This is a genomic window from Streptomyces sp. NPDC005898 (assembly GCF_040629635.1).
Lineage (GTDB): Bacteria > Actinomycetota > Actinomycetes > Streptomycetales > Streptomycetaceae > Streptomyces.
Genome location: NZ_JBEXWC010000021.1, coordinates 90,415 through 104,666 on the forward strand (window position 1 = coordinate 90,415; position 14,252 = coordinate 104,666).

Here is a 14,252-nt window from a genome sequence, read left to right on the forward strand (position 1 = left end):
ATCGCGGTGGGGCGCCTCGGACCTCCGGCGGGCCCGTCAGTCCTCCGGGGGGAAGACCACCTCCCCGGTGTCGGCCAGGGTGATGGTGATCGCCTCCACGGGGCAGCCCTCGGCGGCCTCCAGGACGCGCTCGTCGGCGTCGCCCTCGGGGGTGGCGGGGCGGGATTGCCGGGCGGTGTCCAGCGCGAAGCCGCCGGGCGCGGTGACCACGCACATGCCCGAGCCGACGCAGAGCGACCTGTCGACCTCCACGCGCCAGCGGTCGCCCCTCACGCGCCGCTCCCCTCGTGGCCGGCGGGCAGGTGGATCATCTTGTGCTCGAAGTACTCGCCGTACCCCTCGGGCCCGAACTCCCGGCCCAGGCCGGAGTTCTTGTAGCCGCCGAAGGGTCCGAGCATGTCGAGGCTGAAGGTGTTCACGGAGTACGTGCCGGTGCGCACCCGGCGGGCGACGTCGATGCCGCGCTCGACGTCGGCGGTCCAGACGCTGCCGCTGAGGCCGTACTCGGAGTCGTCGGCGATCCGCACCGCCTCGTCCTCGTCGCCGTACGGCAGCAGGCAGACGACGGGCCCGAAGATCTCCTCGCGGGCGACGCGCATGGAGTTGTCGACGCCGCCGAAGAGGGTCGGCTCCACGTACCAGCCCCGGTCGAACCCGGGGGGACGGCCGCCGCCCGCGAGGATCTTGGCGCCCTCCTCCTGGCCGATGCGGATGTAGTCCAGGGAGCGGCGCTGCTGGCGTTCGGCGACCAGCGGGCCGAGTTCGGTGGCGGGGTCGAGGGGGTCGCCGACCTTGAGCGCGGACGCGGCGGCGGCGAAGGCGTCGGCGAACTCGTCGTAGCGGGTGCGCGGCACGAGGACGCGGGTCTGGGCCACGCACGCCTGGCCGTTGATCATCCAGGCGAACGGCACGATGCCGGCGACCGCGCTCGCCGCGTCGGCGTCGGGCAGGATCACCGCGGCGGACTTGCCGCCCAGCTCCAGGGTGACGCGGGTGAGGTTGCGGGCGGCGACCTCCATGACGCGCCTGCCCGCGGCGACGGACCCGGTGAAGGACACCTTGTCGACGTCCGGGTGCCCGACGAGGTACTCGCTGACCTCGCGGTCGGCGCACAGGATCGAGAGCACGCCCTCCGGCAGGCCCGCCTCGGCGGCGATCTCCGCGAGGATGTAGGCGTCCAGGGGTGCCTCGGGCGAGGTCTTCAGGATCACCGGGCAGCCCGCGAGCAGCGCGGGGGCGAGCTTGGCGGCGGCGGTGAACTGCGGGACGTTCCAGGGCACGACGGCCGCGACGACGCCCATCGGCTCGCGGCGCACGAGCAGCTTCCCGAGGACGCCGTCGCGGGGCTCCTCGTACGGGAAGTCGCGGGCGACGGTGATCGCCGCGTCCCACACCATCATCGCGGCGAGGGCCTGCACCATCACGCCGGAGGTGTACGGCGTGCCGTTCTCGGAGCTGATGACGCGGGCGATCTCCTCGTGGCGCACCGCGAAACCGTCCTTGATCCTGGTGACGACCTCGATCCGCTCGTCCACGGTCAGCCGCGGCCAGGGGCCCTCGTCGAACGCCTTGCGGGCGCATGCGACGGCGCGGTCCACGTCGGCGGTGCCCGCGTGCGGCACGCGGGCGAAGACCTCGCCGGTGTGCGGGGAGACGACGTCGATGACGTCCCGGCCGAGCGGGTCCACCAACTTCCCGCCGATCAACAGCTGTCCGTGTTCCACGAGCTCCGTCATGGCTGACTGCCTCCTGCGGGGGCGTTTTCTGACCTGGTGTCAGAACTGATACCAGTTCCACTTGGCGGAGTCCACGCACCGGACGGCCAACTCACGTTTGAGCAGGTCGACTTCGGGGGCCATTGGAACGGGTTCTAGTTATAGTGGGGGCGTCGGTCGGCGAGCGGCGTCGGCGGGAGACGAGGCGCCCATGGCCCAGGTGAGCGAACCACCGGTGATCGAGCACGGCGGAGGCGTCTGGAGCCTGCGGGTCCCGATCCCCGACAACCCCCTCGGCTGCACCCTCGTCCACCTCCTGGACACCGACGCCGGGCCCGTCCTCGTCGACACCGGCTGGGACGACCCGACCTCCTGGGCCGCACTCACCGCCGGGCTCGCCGCCTGCGGGACCTCGGTCGAGGAGGTGCACGGCGTGGTCCTCACGCACCACCACCCCGACCACCACGGCCTGTCCGCGCGGGTGCGCGAGGCGTCCGGGGCGTGGCTCGCGATGCACGAGGCGGACGCGGCCGTGGTGCGCCGCACCCGCGCCAACCCGCCGAAGCGCTGGTACGGCTACCTGGCCGCGAAGCTGGCCGCCGCGGGCGCCCCCGCCGAGCACGTCGCCCCGCTGCTCCGCGCACGCGACGCGGACCGCCCCCGCGGGCTGCCCGGCCCGCGGCCCGCGCTGCCCGACCTCGGCATCACCCCCGGCGAGCTGCTCGGCCTGCCGGGGCGCCGGCTGCGCGCCGTCTGGACGCCCGGCCACACCCCCGGGCACGTCTGCCTGCACCTGGAGGAGGCCCACCCCGCCGGCCTGCCGGGCACCGGCCGGCTCTTCTCCGGCGACCACCTGCTGCCCGGCATCACTCCGCACATCGGCCTGTATGAGGACCCGGACGATGCCACGGTCACCGATCCCCTGGGCGACTACCTCGACTCCTTGGAGCGCGTCGCCCGTCTGGGCCCGGCCGAGGTGCTGCCCGCGCACCAGCACGCGTTCACCGGCGCCGGCGCCCGCGTCCGCGCGCTGATCGCCCACCACGAGGAGCGTCTGGCCGGGCTGCTCGGGCTGCTCGCCGAGCCCCGCACCCCCTGGGGGCTCGCCGAGCGCATGGAGTGGAACCGTCCCTGGGCCGAGATCCCGCACGGCTCGCGCACCATCGCGGTCTCGGAGGCCGAGGCCCATGTGCGGCGCCTGGTGAAGCTCGGGCGGGCGGCGGCGGTGGCCGGCAGCGACCCGGTCACGTTCGTCGCGGTGGGACGCTGAGCTCCAGCGGGGGGACGCGACTCGGCAGGGGAATGCGGGACGGCAGGTCCAAACGGCGGTCGTAGTCGGGCAGGCGGTGGTCGTAGTCGGGCAGGCGGTGGTCGTAGTCGGGCAGATGGTCGGGCACCGCGTAGTTCGGCGGCTCGTGTCCGCCGTAGTCCGTCCGCGCGGGCAGGGGCGTCCGGTACGACGGTGCCGGGTCGTCCCCCGAGCCGTAGTCCGGCACCGCCGCGGCCACGATCAGGACGACGGACACCGCCATCGCGCGCGTCAACCGCAGCGTGCGCGTGGCCGGCGTGCGGACGGCCGCCGCGACACACCGGTGGGGCGCCGGCAGCGGTGCGAGCCGGCGGTCCAGGTCGCCCGCACCCGCCCGCTCCCGCGCCACGGCCAGGTCGAGCAGCCCCTTCCACTGCGCGTGCGTCAGTCCGCCCCGCCGCTCGGCCGCGCGCAGCCGGGCGGCCCGGTCGGTGCCCGCCTCCGTGTACAGCAGCGTCCGCATGCCCCGCAGGGTCGGGCGCTCGGGGACCCGGTAGGCGCCCGCGCGCCAGTACAGGTCGTACAGGCGGTGCAGCCGCTCCTCGGCCCGCACCGCCTCCAGGCGCCGTACCTCCGTCAGCCAGTCCGCGACGGGCAGGACGTCGCCGGCGCACTCGCAGCCGAACATCCGCGCCCCCACCTCGGCGGGGAGCGCCTTGGCCAGGACCGCCGCCAGGCCGGGGCCCTCGGACCAGGCGCCGACGGCGTGCTCCCGGGGCCCCGGCGCCCCGGTGAGGGCCGTCAGGCGCGCGGGCATCGTCGGGTGGGTGCCGGGGTGGCGCCGCTGCCGGGGCGGGTGCGGCGCGTGGGCCGCCACGAGGGTGCGCAGCTCCGGGTCCCGGCGCACGGCGAGGAAGGCCGCGAAGGGGTCGTCGGGCATCCGTGCGCGGTGGTGGAGCAGGGTGAGGACGCCGCCCCGGAACGTCCCCCAGTCGCGGTGGACCGCCTCCGCCGACCCCAGCGCGCGGGCGAGAACGGCGGGCGGGACCACCCGGGCGGCGAAGGCGTCCGCCGCGTGCTCCTGGCGGCGCAGGACGGGCGAGGTGACGCCGGCGTAGAGGTACGCGAAGCCGCCGAAGAGGCCACGCAGCACGGACGCGTACCCCTTCAACAGCGTGTTGGCGAGCCGGACATCGGTCATCGGGAGCGCGGGGCGGCTGAGCCCCGCGTCGATGTCCCGCAGCTTGGCGGCGCCCCGGTGGACCAGGGCGGAGAACCACGGGTCGCGGCGTGCGTAGTGCCCCAGTTCGTGGGCGAGGACGGCGCGCAGTTCGTCGGTGTCCAGGGTGAGGAGCAGCGGCACGCCAATGTAGAGGGAGCGCCTGCGGCGACGGCGGGTCAGGCCCGTCAGCCGCACCTTCGCGTTGGCGCCCGCGGTGAGCCACAGGTGGGTGGGGGACGGGCGTGCCCGCCCGGTGGGCGAGTTCCTCGACGAACCTCCACAGGTCCGGCGCGTCGAGCCCGGACACGCGCCGCGCGCCGGGCTCACCGCGCCCGACGCCGCCGCGCACGGCGCCGAACACGGTCTTCACGACGGGCAGGACGGCGGCCTTGCCGATCACGAACAGCGGCGACATCGTGATCAGCAGGACAGCGGCCAGCGCGAGGACGGCGATCGACCCGACCACGACGACGGCGGCCAGCACATAGAGCAGCGCCAGAAGGGTCAGGACGAGCCCCGCGGCCAGCCCGCGGGACCATCGGTCACGGATCAACTACCGCCCCCCTCGTGTCCGTTGACGCCATTGTCCGCCGCCGCGCGCCGGTACACCTCCGTGAGCCGGGAATTCGTCCGTACGGGATGGGCCCGTGCCGCGCAGGCGGCGGTGAGCCACTCCTCGGCGTGCCGCACGGCGTCGGCGACCGGGTCGCCCTGCGCGGAGGGCGTGTACGGTGCCCGGGCCGCCGGGCCCACCGCGCACACGGGCGCGGGCAGCAGCGCGTCGCCGCCGCCCTCGCCGACGGGGGCGAGGTCGAGGTCGAGCGCGCGCGCCAGCCGGCGGCGGGCCTGGTGCAGGCTCGCGGCGACCGTGCCCCGGCTGATGCCCAGGGCCTCGGCGATCTCCTTCTGCCCCATGCCCTCCAGGCAGTACAGGACCATGACCTCGCGCTGCCGCGGGGGCAGCCTCGGCATGGCGTCCAGGACCGCCCTGACCTCCGCGGTGTCCTCGACGCGGGCGGTGGGCGGCGGGGCGATCTCCAGCTCCCGCCGCCGCGACCACCGCTTGAACGCCCTGTGCTGCCGTCGCCTCATCACCAGATACACCCACGCTTCGGGGCTGTTGTAGGTGCGCACCTTGTCCCAGTGGCGCAGCAGTGCGACGTACGCGTCCTGTACCGCATCCTCCGCCTCCCCCAGGTCGCGCCACTCCATGAGCGCCCGCGCGAGGGTGCGGGGGTAGGTGCGGCGGTAGAACGTGTCGAAGTCCTCGTGGTCCGCGGGGTCCGCGGGGTCCGCGGGGTCCGCGTGGCGGTCGTGGGTGCGGTCGCCGTGGCTCACCGCTGCTCTCCCGTCGTCGTCGCGTGGTCCGTCCGGTCGGTCTTGTTCGCTCGGTCCATGTCGCTCGCTCGGTCCGGCCGGCCTGTCCGGTCGCCTTTGTCTGCGGGGGACGAGGTGTACTCCCACGCGGTTGCGCGGCCGTGGACGCGCAGGGCGCGGGTGACGGCGCGGCGGTTGCCCCCCGGGCCCTCCAGCCACGCCCGGAGCAGGTTCCCCAGCGCGGCGACGGCGCTCAGGGCCGCGGTGAGGACGGCGGGGTCCCGTACGAAGGTCGGCATCTTGCCTCCTGGAATCGGTGACGACACCCTTGAGCACCCCGCGGCGGCCGATGTGTTTAGCGCCCCCCGCACCTTTGTTCTTTCCCCCGCGCTCCCCACCCCCACCGCCCCTCCGGCGTCCCCGCCGCGGAATCCCGGCCACCGATACGGGCCGGTAGAGTGGGCGGGTCGTCCTCACGTCCGCCGTGTACCGGCCGCTCGGTCGGTGAGCCGGATTGCCCGGCGCGGAACCGTGACCGGCTCGCTTCATCGGGGCCCCCGATGAGCGGCACCGTCGAGGTACACGGAGCCGGAGCCGCCCGGAACCCGTGCTCGCACGGGCCGTGCCGCCCCGCTCCCCGCAGGGAGAGGCAACCCGCCGCATCATGAACGTTCGCCGCAGCGCAGCGGTCCTGGCCGCCGTCGCCGTGTTCGGCCCGGCCGCCGCACCGGCCGCCTTCGCGGATGACACCTCGCCGTCGCCCGCCGCCCTCCCCTCGGGCCTGTACGGCACGTCCGACCCGAAGTTCGACGGCGTCTTCCGGCAGTCGTACGCCCTGCTCGCCCAGGACACCGTCGGCGTGAAGCCCGCGGCCAAGGCCGTGCACTGGCTGACCGGACAGCAGTGCGCGAGCGGCGGCTTCGCGCCCTACCGCGCCGACGCGAGCGAGCCGTGCGACTCCAAGACGCCGGTCGACAGCAACTCCACGGCCGCCGCCGCGCAGGCGCTCGCCGCGCTCGGCGACGACGACAAGAGCCTGGCCAAGGCGGTCGACAGGAGTGTCGACTGGCTCAAGTCCGTGCAGAACCAGGACGGCGGCTGGGGCTACAACCCGGGCCAGCCCTCCGACGCCAACTCCACCGGCCTGGTGGTCGGCGCGCTCGTCGCCGCCGGCGAGAACCCCGCGCGGTTGAAGTCCCAGAAGGGCAGGTCCGCCTACGACGCGCTGCCGAAGCTGGCCCTGGACTGCGGCAAGAACGGCGGCGCCTTCGGCCTCGCCGACGCCAAGACCAAGAAGCTCTCCCCGAACGCGGACGCCACCGCCGCCGGCGTGCTCGGCAGCCTCGGCAAGGGCCTCGTCGTGTCCCCCGCCCCCAAGGCGGACGACTCCGCGCCCAAGTGCGCGAAGCCGGACACCGCCTCGCAGGCCGCGAGCAACGGAGCGGGCTATCTCCTGAAGACGCTCAAGGCCGGGGACGACCACCTCACCGGCGCCGGCGACGTGCCCGACGTCGGCAACACCGCCGACTCCGTGGTCGCCCTCGCCGCCGCGGGGCAGCGCGAGCAGGCGGAGAAGTCCGCCCGCTGGCTCGCCGGGAACTCCGCGAAGTGGGCGAAGGACTCGGGCCCCGCCGCCTACGCCCAGCTGATCTTCGCCGCCCACGCGACGGGCATGGACCCGCGCGACTTCGGCGGCGCCGACCTCGTGAAGCAGCTCGGCGCCCAGGGCCCGCCGGCCGCGACCGCCTCCGACTCCTCCGCCGCGGACGCGGACCGGGACGAGAAGAAGGACGAGGGCGTCAACATCTGGTGGATCGTCGGCGTCGGCATGGTCGCCGGCATCGGCATCGGCTTCCTCTACAGCGCCAACCGCAGGAAGCAGCAGCCGTGACGCGCCGCCGGACGCGGCCGGCGCCGGGCCGCGCCCGGCGCGGGCGCGGGGCCCTCGGCGCGCTCGTCGCCGCGCTGCTCTGCCTGCTCGCGGCCGCGCCCGCGCAGGCCGCCGGGTACCGCTACTGGTCGTTCTGGGAGCGCGCCGGCGACACCTGGACGTACGCGAGTCAGGGGCCCGGCACCGACCGGCCCGAGGACGGCGACGTACAGGGCTTCCGCTTCTCGGTCTCCGAGGACTCGAAGGACTCCGCGCGGCCGCGCGGCTCCGCGGACTTCCGGGACATCTGCGCCGGCACCCCCGCCGAGGACGGCCGCAAGCGGGTCGCGCTGGTCATCGACTTCGGCCTGCCCGAGGACGCGCCCGAGGGCGAGGCGCCGCCCGCCCCGCGCGAGGCCTGCGCGCGGGTCGCGAAGGACGCCACTACTGCGGACGCCCTCGCCTCGGTCGCCGAGCCGCTGCGCTACGACAGCAAGGCGCTGCTGTGCGCCATCGCGGGCTACCCGAAGTCGGGCTGCGGCGAGCAGGTCTCCGGCGACGACTCGGCGCGCACCCGCCCCGGCAAGGACGGGAAGGGCACGGACGCCGGGGGCAGGGTCGAGGGGGAGCGCGGTCCCTCCGTGGGCCTGATCGCGGGGGCGGTCGCGGTCGCGCTGGTCGGCGGCGCCGCGTTCTGGCAGGCCCGGCGCCGTCGCGGCTGACCGGCCCCGAACACGGACGCGGACACGGAGACGGACAGCACGATGACGCAGCACGGCAGCGGCGCGCCCAGTCGCCTGAGGCGCCGCCCGGCGCCGCTGGCGCACCGGGGCAACGCCCTGCACCCGGGCGCCTGGTGGGTGTGGGCGCTCGGCCTCGGCACCGCGGCGTCCCGCACGACGAACCCGCTGCTCATCGGGCTGCTGATCGGCGTCGCGGGCCATGTCGTGGCGGCGCGGCGGACGTCCGCTCCGTGGGCGAGGTCCTACGGCGCGTTCGTGAAGCTGGGGCTGCTCGTCATCGCCGTCCGGCTGGTCTTCGCCTTCGTGCTCGGCTCCCCGATCCCGGGCACGCACACCCTCGTGACCCTGCCCGAGGTCCCGCTGCCCGAGTGGGCCAAGGGCGTGCGGATCGGCGGCCGGGTCACCGCGGAGGGCATGGTCTTCGCGCTCTACGACGGGGTCAAGCTGGCCGGTCTGCTGATCTGCGTCGGCGCCGCGAACGCCCTCGCGAGCCCGTCCCGGCTGCTGAAGTCGCTGCCGGGCGCGCTGTACGAGGTGGGGGTGGCCGTCGTCGTGGCGATGACCTTCGCGCCGAACCTCATCGCGGACGTGCGGCGGCTGCGGGCCGCGCGGCGGCTGCGCGGGCGGTCGGACAAGGGGATGCGCGGGCTGCTCCAGGTGGGCCTGCCGGTACTGGAAGGGGCGCTGGAGCGGTCCGTCGCGCTGGCCGCCGCGATGGACGCGCGCGGCTTCGGGCGCAGCGCACCCGTGCCGGCCCGGGTGCGGGCGCTCACCGCCGTGCTGACGCTGGGCGGGCTGATGGGCGTGTGCGTCGGCGTGTACGGGCTGCTGACCGCGCGGGGCGTCTCCTACGGTCTGCCCGCCCTCGGCGCGGGGCTGCTGGCCGCGCTCGCGGGGCTGCGGCTCGGCGGGCGCCGCGCGGTGCGCACCCGCTACCGGCCCGACTCGTGGGGCGTGCGGGCCTGGCTGGTCGCCGGGTCGGGCCTCGCCGTCGCGGCCCTGACGATCTGGGCCGCGTCCTACGATGCCGCCGCCCTGCACCCCGGTGTCGTACCGCTGGTCGCGCCGACGCTGCCGCTGTGGCCCGCGGCGGCGGCCCTGATCGGGCTGCTGCCGGCGGTCGTGGCGCCCGTCCCCGCCGAGTCCTCGAACACCGGGAAGCCCGTGCCGCCCCAGAACCCCGTGCGGCCCGAGAGGTCCGTGCCGCCCGAGAAATCCGTGAAATCCGTGGAGGAGACGCCGTGATCCGCTTCGAGGACGTCTCCGTGACGTACGAGGGCAGCGCGGGGCCCACCGTCCGGGGCGTCGACCTCACCGTCCCGGAGGGCGAGTTGGTGCTGCTCGTCGGCCCGTCGGGCGTCGGCAAGTCGACGCTGCTCGGCACGGTCAGCGGCCTGGTGCCGCACTTCACCGGCGGCACCCTGCGCGGCCGGGTCACCGTGGCGGGCCGGGACACCCGTACGCACAAGCCCCGCGAACTCGCCGACGTCGTCGGCACGGTGGGCCAGGACCCGCTCGCGCACTTCGTGACGGACACGGTCGAGGACGAGCTGGCCTACGGCATGGAGTCGCTCGGCCTCGCCCCCGACGTGATGCGCAGGCGCGTCGAGGAGACCCTGGACCTGCTCGGCCTCGCCGGGCTGCGCGACCGGCCCATCGCCACGCTCTCCGGAGGGCAGCGCCAGCGCGTCGCCATCGGCTCGGTCCTCACCCCGCACCCCCGCGTCCTCGTCCTGGACGAGCCGACCTCCGCGCTCGACCCGGCCGCCGCCGAGGAGGTGCTGGCCGTGCTCCAGCGGCTCGTCCACGACCTCGGCACGACCGTCCTGATGGCCGAGCACCGCCTGGAGCGGGTCGTGCAGTACGCGGACCAGGTGCTGCTGCTCGCGGCGCCGGGCGAGCCGCCGGTGCTCGGCGACCCGGCCACGCTGATGGCCCGCTCCCCCGTCCATCCGCCGGTGGTCGCGCTCGGCCGCCTCGCGGGCTGGTCGCCGCTGCCGCTGACCGTGCGGGACGCGCGACGCGCGGCGGGCGCGCTGCGGGAGCGGCTCGCCGGGTCGGGGCCCCGCCAGGAGACGGCGGCCGGGCGGCCCGAGGAGCGGCCGGCGAGCCGGTGGCCCCGGCTGCGCAGGGAACGTACGCCCGGCGAGGAGCCCGCGGCGGCCGTCGAGCGGCTGGCCATGCGGCGCGGGCGCGTCGAGGCGCTGCGCCGCGTCGACCTCAGCGTCCTGCCGGGCGAGACCGTCGCGCTCATGGGCCGCAACGGCGCCGGCAAGTCCACCCTGCTGGCCACCCTGGTCGGCCTCCTGGAACCCACTTCGGGCACCGTCCGCGTCGGCGGGCGCGTCCCCCACCGCACCGCACCGCGGCAGCTGATCCGGCACGTGGGCCTGGTCCCGCAGGAGCCGCGCGACCTGCTGTACGCGGACACCGTGGCCGGGGAGTGCGCCGCCGCCGACCGGGACGCGGACGCGGACCCCGGCACCTGCCGGGCCCTGGTGAGCGAGCTGCTGCCCGGCATCGCGGACGACACGCACCCCCGGGACCTCTCCGAGGGCCAGCGGCTGGCGCTCGCCCTGGCGGTCGTGCTGACCTCGCGCCCTCCCCTGCTCCTGCTGGACGAGCCGACCCGGGGCCTGGACTACGCGGCCAAGGCCCGCCTGGTCACGATCCTGCGGGACCTCGCGGCCGAGGGGCACGCGATCGTGCTGGCCACGCACGACGTGGAGCTGGCCGCCGAGATCGCCCACCGCGTGGTGATCCTCGCGGACGGCGAGGTCGTCGCGGACGGCCCGACCCCGCAGGTGGTGGTGGCGTCGCCCGCCTTCGCGCCGCAGGTCACGAAGATCCTCGCGCCGTGCGAGTGGCTGACGGTGACGCAGGTGCGCCGGGCCCTCGCGGCGACGGAGGACGCGTCGTGAGCGGCGCGGGGCGCGAGGGGCGGCGGAGTGCGGACGGCGCGGGGCGCGAGGGGCGGCGCGGTGGCGCCCCTCAGGTGCGGCCCATCCGGCTCGGTCCCCAGTCCGTCGCCGCGCTCGTGCTGGTCAGCGCGGTGGGCGTGGTCGCCGTCGGGTGGCCGCTGCTCGCGGGCGCCGAGTCGGGGTTCACCGAGCACGCGCAGGACGCCCCGTGGCTGTTCGCGGCGTTGCTGCCGCTGCTGCTCGCCGTGGTCGTGGCGACCATCGCGGACGTCGGCCTGGACGCGAAGGCCATCGCCATGCTCGGGGTGCTGGCCGCCGCGGGTGCCGCGCTGCGGCCGCTGGGCGCGGGCACGGCGGGCATCGAGCCGATGTTCTTCCTGATGGTGTTGAGCGGGCGGGTGCTCGGCCCCGGCTTCGGGTTCGTGCTCGGGGCGGTGTCGATGTTCGCGTCGGCGCTGCTCACCGGGGGCGTCGGGCCGTGGATGCCGTTCCAGATGCTGTCGATGGGCTGGGTGTGCATGGGCGCGGGGCTGCTGCCCGGGGCGCACACGCTGCGGGGGCGCGGCGAGCTGTGGATGCTCGCGGTCTACGGTGCCGTCTCCGCCCTCTTCTACGGCACGGCGATGAACCTCCAGGGCTGGACCCTGCTCGGCGGGATGGCCACCGGTGTCTCCTACGACCCGAGGGCTCCCCTCGGGGAGAACCTCGGCCACTTCGTCGCGTACTGCCTGGCGACCTCGCTCGGCTGGGACCTGTCGCGGGCCTTCGTCACGGTCCTGCTCGGCCTCGCGCTCGGGCCCGCGATCCTGCGGGCGCTGCGCCGGGCCACGCGGCGGGCGGCTTTCGAGGCGCCGGTCACATTCGAGGCCCCGAAGTCGTGAGGGTTCTTCTGCTCTCCGTGACATCGGGGGCGCGAACCCGTGAGGCGGCCCACAGGACTTTGGTCCTCCACTAGGTCGCCCAGTAGCCACCGCCTCTTGATGTACACGCATCAATAGGGGGTCTGACCTGCGGATTGAGAGCCACGTCACAGAGGGGACATTCGGCCGGGATGCGACGTCCACTAGTAACAGGGGTCATTGCGGCGGCGTCCCGGGCCTGTTTCTCTGGAGGAGTCGCACGGCGCCGACGACCCCCCGGGGACGCGGCGCCTCCGCATGTCCCCCACGTTTCACGGCGTGCGGCGCGACGCTCCCGTCCCCCACCGGAAGGTCCTCTGTGTCCGCCTCGCTCATCCGCCGCATCGCTTCCCCGAAGAAGGCCCTCACCGGCGGCATCGTCGCCGCCGCCGCCACCGGCATGGTCTTCGCCGCGGCACCGGCCCAGGCAGCCACCCCGACCACCGCGAAGGCCGCCGCCCCGGCCGCCGCTCCCGCCGCCGCCCCGACGTCCGCCAAGGCCATCGCCCAGAAGCTGATCTCGGACCCCGCGCAGTTCGCCGCGTTCGACAAGATCGTCTCGCACGAGAGCGGCTGGAACGTCAGCGCGACGAACTCCTCCTCCGGCGCCTACGGTCTGGTCCAGGCGCTGCCCGCCTCGAAGATGGCCTCGGCGGGCGCGGACTGGAAGACCAACCCCGAGACCCAGATCAAGTGGGGTCTGAACTACATGAACGACCGCTACGGCAGCCCCGTCGGCGCGTGGAGCCACTGGCAGGCCAACGGCTGGTACTGAGTCTGGCGGGGCGCCTTCAGCTGCGGTCCCTGGACGTGCCGTCGGTCACCGGCTTTCGCCGGGTTCGTCCTCAAACGCCGGACGGGCTGGATGTTCGCGCCGGGCGGGTTGGATATCTCCAGCCCGTCCGGCGTCTGCCGTTTCTCGGATCTTCTACAGGCGTTGAATGATGGTCGCCGTGGCCAGGGCGCCGCCCGCGCACATGGTGATCAGGGCGAACTCCTTGTCGCGGCGCTCCAGTTCGTGCAGGGCCGTCGTGATGAGCCGCGCTCCCGTCGCTCCCACGGGGTGGCCCAGCGCGATCGCGCCGCCGTTGACGTTGACCTTCTCCAGGTCCTGGTCGAAGACCCGCGCCCAGCTGAGCACCACGGAGGCGAACGCCTCGTTGATCTCCACCAGGTCGATGTCCTTCAGGGACATCCCCGCCTTGCCGAGCACCGCGCGCGTCGCGTCGATGGGGCCGTCCAGGTGGAGGTGCGGGTCGGCGCCGACCAGCGCCTGGGCGACGATCCGGGCCCGCGGCCGGAGCTTCAGGGCGCGGGCCATCCGCTTGGACGCCCACATGAGGGCCGCCGCGCCGTCGGAGATCTGCGAGGAGTTGCCGGCCGTGTGCACGGCGGTCGGCATGATCGGCTTGAGGCCCGCGAGCGCCTCCGTCGTCGTGTCGCGCAGCCCCTCGTCGCGGTCGACGAGCCGCCACATGCCCTGCCCGGCGGCCTGCTCCTCCTCCGTGGTCGGCACCTGGACGGCGAACGTCTCGCGCTTGAAGCGCTCCTCGGCCCAGGCGGCGGCCGCCCGCTCCTGCGAGAGCAGGCCGAGACGGTCCACGTCCTCGCGGGTGAGGCCGCGCTTGCGGGCGATGCGCTCGGCGGCCTCGAACTGGTTGGGCAGGTCGACGTTCCACTCGTCGGGGAACGGCTTGCCCGGACCGTGCTTGGAGCCGGAGCCGAGCGGCACCCGCGACATGGCCTCGACCCCGCAGCTGATCCCGACGTCGATGACCCCGGCGGCGACCATGTTGGCGACCAGGTGGCTCGCCTGCTGCGAGGAGCCGCACTGGCAGTCCACCGTCGTCGCCGCCGTCTCGTACGGAAGCCCCATGGTGAGCCAGGCCGTGCGCGCGGGGTTCATGGACTGCTCCCCGGCGTGCGTCACCGTGCCGCCGACGATCTGCTCGACGCAGTCGGCGTGGATGCCGGTGCGCCCGAGGAGTTCGCGATAGGTCTCCCCGAGCAGATAGGCGGGGTGGAGGTTGGCGAGCGCGCCCGCGCGCTTGCCGATGGGGGTGCGTACGGCTTCGACGATGACAGGTTCCGCGGCCATGGGGCTGGTCCTCTCCGTCCATGTCCCGCGAGCCGTCCCGGCGCCTCGCGGGAGGAACTAGTACGCGTTCTAGTTCTCTCCAGCAGTCTGCTGAGCCGGACCCCGGCCCCGCAAGGGTCGTGCACCCACCTTGCGCGGCGGGCGCGCACAATCGGCCGCGTCATGGGCCTTGCCACTTGTGGAACCCGTTATTACCTTGCGGCGCAAGCCTCCTGATG

Annotated in this window: 13 protein-coding genes; 7 read left to right on the forward strand and 6 right to left on the reverse strand. The window is 74.8% G+C overall.

What is annotated here, in order from left to right; translation table 11 throughout:
- Positions 1 to 36 precede the first annotated feature (36 nt).
- Positions 37 to 273, reverse strand: a complete 237-nt coding sequence (locus tag ABZ385_RS25235) for a ferredoxin (protein WP_358699671.1) — start codon at positions 271 to 273, stop codon at positions 37 to 39.
- Entirely contained in the window at positions 270 to 1,736 is a 1,467-nt protein-coding gene (locus ABZ385_RS25240; protein WP_358699672.1) for an aldehyde dehydrogenase, read from the reverse strand. Before ABZ385_RS25240 ends, ABZ385_RS25235 begins: the two co-directional genes overlap by 4 nt.
- Positions 1,737 to 1,926: 190 nt before the next feature.
- Between ABZ385_RS25240 and ABZ385_RS25245 the strand changes: the two genes are divergently transcribed.
- Positions 1,927 to 2,985: an MBL fold metallo-hydrolase gene (locus ABZ385_RS25245; protein ID WP_358913277.1), complete on the forward strand. Its 1,059-nt coding sequence runs from the start codon at positions 1,927 to 1,929 to the stop codon at positions 2,983 to 2,985.
- Here the strand turns inward: ABZ385_RS25245 and ABZ385_RS25250 are convergent.
- From ABZ385_RS25250 to ABZ385_RS25260, 3 genes are all read right to left on the reverse strand, one after another.
- A complete protein-coding gene (locus ABZ385_RS25250; RefSeq protein WP_358913279.1) occupies positions 2,960 to 4,327 on the reverse strand; it encodes a M48 family metalloprotease in 1,368 nt (455 codons plus the stop codon). The genes ABZ385_RS25245 and ABZ385_RS25250 overlap by 26 nt on opposite strands.
- Before the next feature lie 408 nt (positions 4,328 to 4,735).
- Positions 4,736 to 5,524 (reverse strand): sigma-70 family RNA polymerase sigma factor, encoded by a 789-nt coding sequence (locus ABZ385_RS25255; protein ID WP_358913281.1) that lies wholly within the window; start codon positions 5,522 to 5,524, stop codon positions 4,736 to 4,738.
- The gene (locus tag ABZ385_RS25260) at positions 5,521 to 5,802 is read right to left on the reverse strand and encodes a hypothetical protein (RefSeq protein ID WP_358913283.1); all 282 of its coding nucleotides are present in this window, start codon (positions 5,800 to 5,802) and stop codon (positions 5,521 to 5,523) included. Before ABZ385_RS25260 ends, ABZ385_RS25255 begins: the two co-directional genes overlap by 4 nt.
- A gap of 365 nt (positions 5,803 to 6,167) precedes the next feature.
- On the opposite strand from ABZ385_RS25260, the gene ABZ385_RS25265 reads away from it, so the two are divergent.
- From ABZ385_RS25265 to ABZ385_RS25290, 6 genes are all read left to right on the forward strand, one after another.
- Positions 6,168 to 7,394, forward strand: a complete 1,227-nt coding sequence (locus ABZ385_RS25265; protein WP_358700441.1) for a prenyltransferase/squalene oxidase repeat-containing protein — start codon at positions 6,168 to 6,170, stop codon at positions 7,392 to 7,394.
- Positions 7,395 to 7,468: 74 nt separating this feature from the next.
- The gene (locus tag ABZ385_RS25270; RefSeq protein WP_358580019.1) at positions 7,469 to 8,095 is read left to right on the forward strand and encodes an SCO2322 family protein; all 627 of its coding nucleotides are present in this window, start codon (positions 7,469 to 7,471) and stop codon (positions 8,093 to 8,095) included.
- Between the two features lie 42 nt (positions 8,096 to 8,137).
- The gene (locus ABZ385_RS25275) at positions 8,138 to 9,361 is read left to right on the forward strand and encodes an energy-coupling factor transporter transmembrane component T (protein WP_358913285.1); all 1,224 of its coding nucleotides are present in this window, start codon (positions 8,138 to 8,140) and stop codon (positions 9,359 to 9,361) included.
- Complete coding sequence (locus ABZ385_RS25280; protein ID WP_358913286.1) at positions 9,358 to 11,037, forward strand: ATP-binding cassette domain-containing protein; 1,680 nt, start codon at positions 9,358 to 9,360, stop codon at positions 11,035 to 11,037. The genes ABZ385_RS25275 and ABZ385_RS25280 overlap by 4 nt, the downstream gene beginning before the upstream one ends.
- 74 nt (positions 11,038 to 11,111) lie before the next feature.
- A complete protein-coding gene (locus tag ABZ385_RS25285; RefSeq protein WP_358913313.1) occupies positions 11,112 to 11,918 on the forward strand; it encodes an ECF transporter S component in 807 nt (268 codons plus the stop codon).
- A gap of 337 nt (positions 11,919 to 12,255) precedes the next feature.
- Positions 12,256 to 12,711 carry a transglycosylase SLT domain-containing protein gene (locus tag ABZ385_RS25290; protein WP_358698972.1) on the forward strand — a complete coding sequence of 152 codons (456 nt, stop codon included), beginning with the start codon at positions 12,256 to 12,258 and terminating at the stop codon, positions 12,709 to 12,711.
- A 153-nt stretch (positions 12,712 to 12,864) separates the two neighbouring features.
- On the opposite strand, the gene ABZ385_RS25295 is transcribed toward ABZ385_RS25290, so the two are convergent.
- Positions 12,865 to 14,034, reverse strand: coding sequence for a steroid 3-ketoacyl-CoA thiolase (locus ABZ385_RS25295; RefSeq protein ID WP_358579999.1), 1,170 nt, complete (start codon positions 14,032 to 14,034; stop codon positions 12,865 to 12,867).
- Between the last annotated feature and the right edge of the window lie 218 nt (positions 14,035 to 14,252).

Excerpts from the sequence above, each read along its gene's own strand:
- ABZ385_RS25240 (WP_358699672.1), bottom strand. The coding sequence starts at position 1,736 with ATGACGGAGCTCGTGGAACACGGACAGCTGTTGATCGGCGGGAAGTTG.
- ABZ385_RS25245 (WP_358913277.1), top strand. The coding sequence starts at position 1,927 with ATGGCCCAGGTGAGCGAACCACCGGTGATCGAGCACGGCGGAGGCGTC.
- ABZ385_RS25260 (WP_358913283.1), bottom strand. The coding sequence starts at position 5,802 with ATGCCGACCTTCGTACGGGACCCCGCCGTCCTCACCGCGGCCCTGAGC.
- ABZ385_RS25265 (WP_358700441.1), top strand. The coding sequence starts at position 6,168 with ATGAACGTTCGCCGCAGCGCAGCGGTCCTGGCCGCCGTCGCCGTGTTC.
- ABZ385_RS25275 (WP_358913285.1), top strand. The coding sequence starts at position 8,138 with ATGACGCAGCACGGCAGCGGCGCGCCCAGTCGCCTGAGGCGCCGCCCG.
- ABZ385_RS25295 (WP_358579999.1), bottom strand. The coding sequence starts at position 14,034 with ATGGCCGCGGAACCTGTCATCGTCGAAGCCGTACGCACCCCCATCGGC.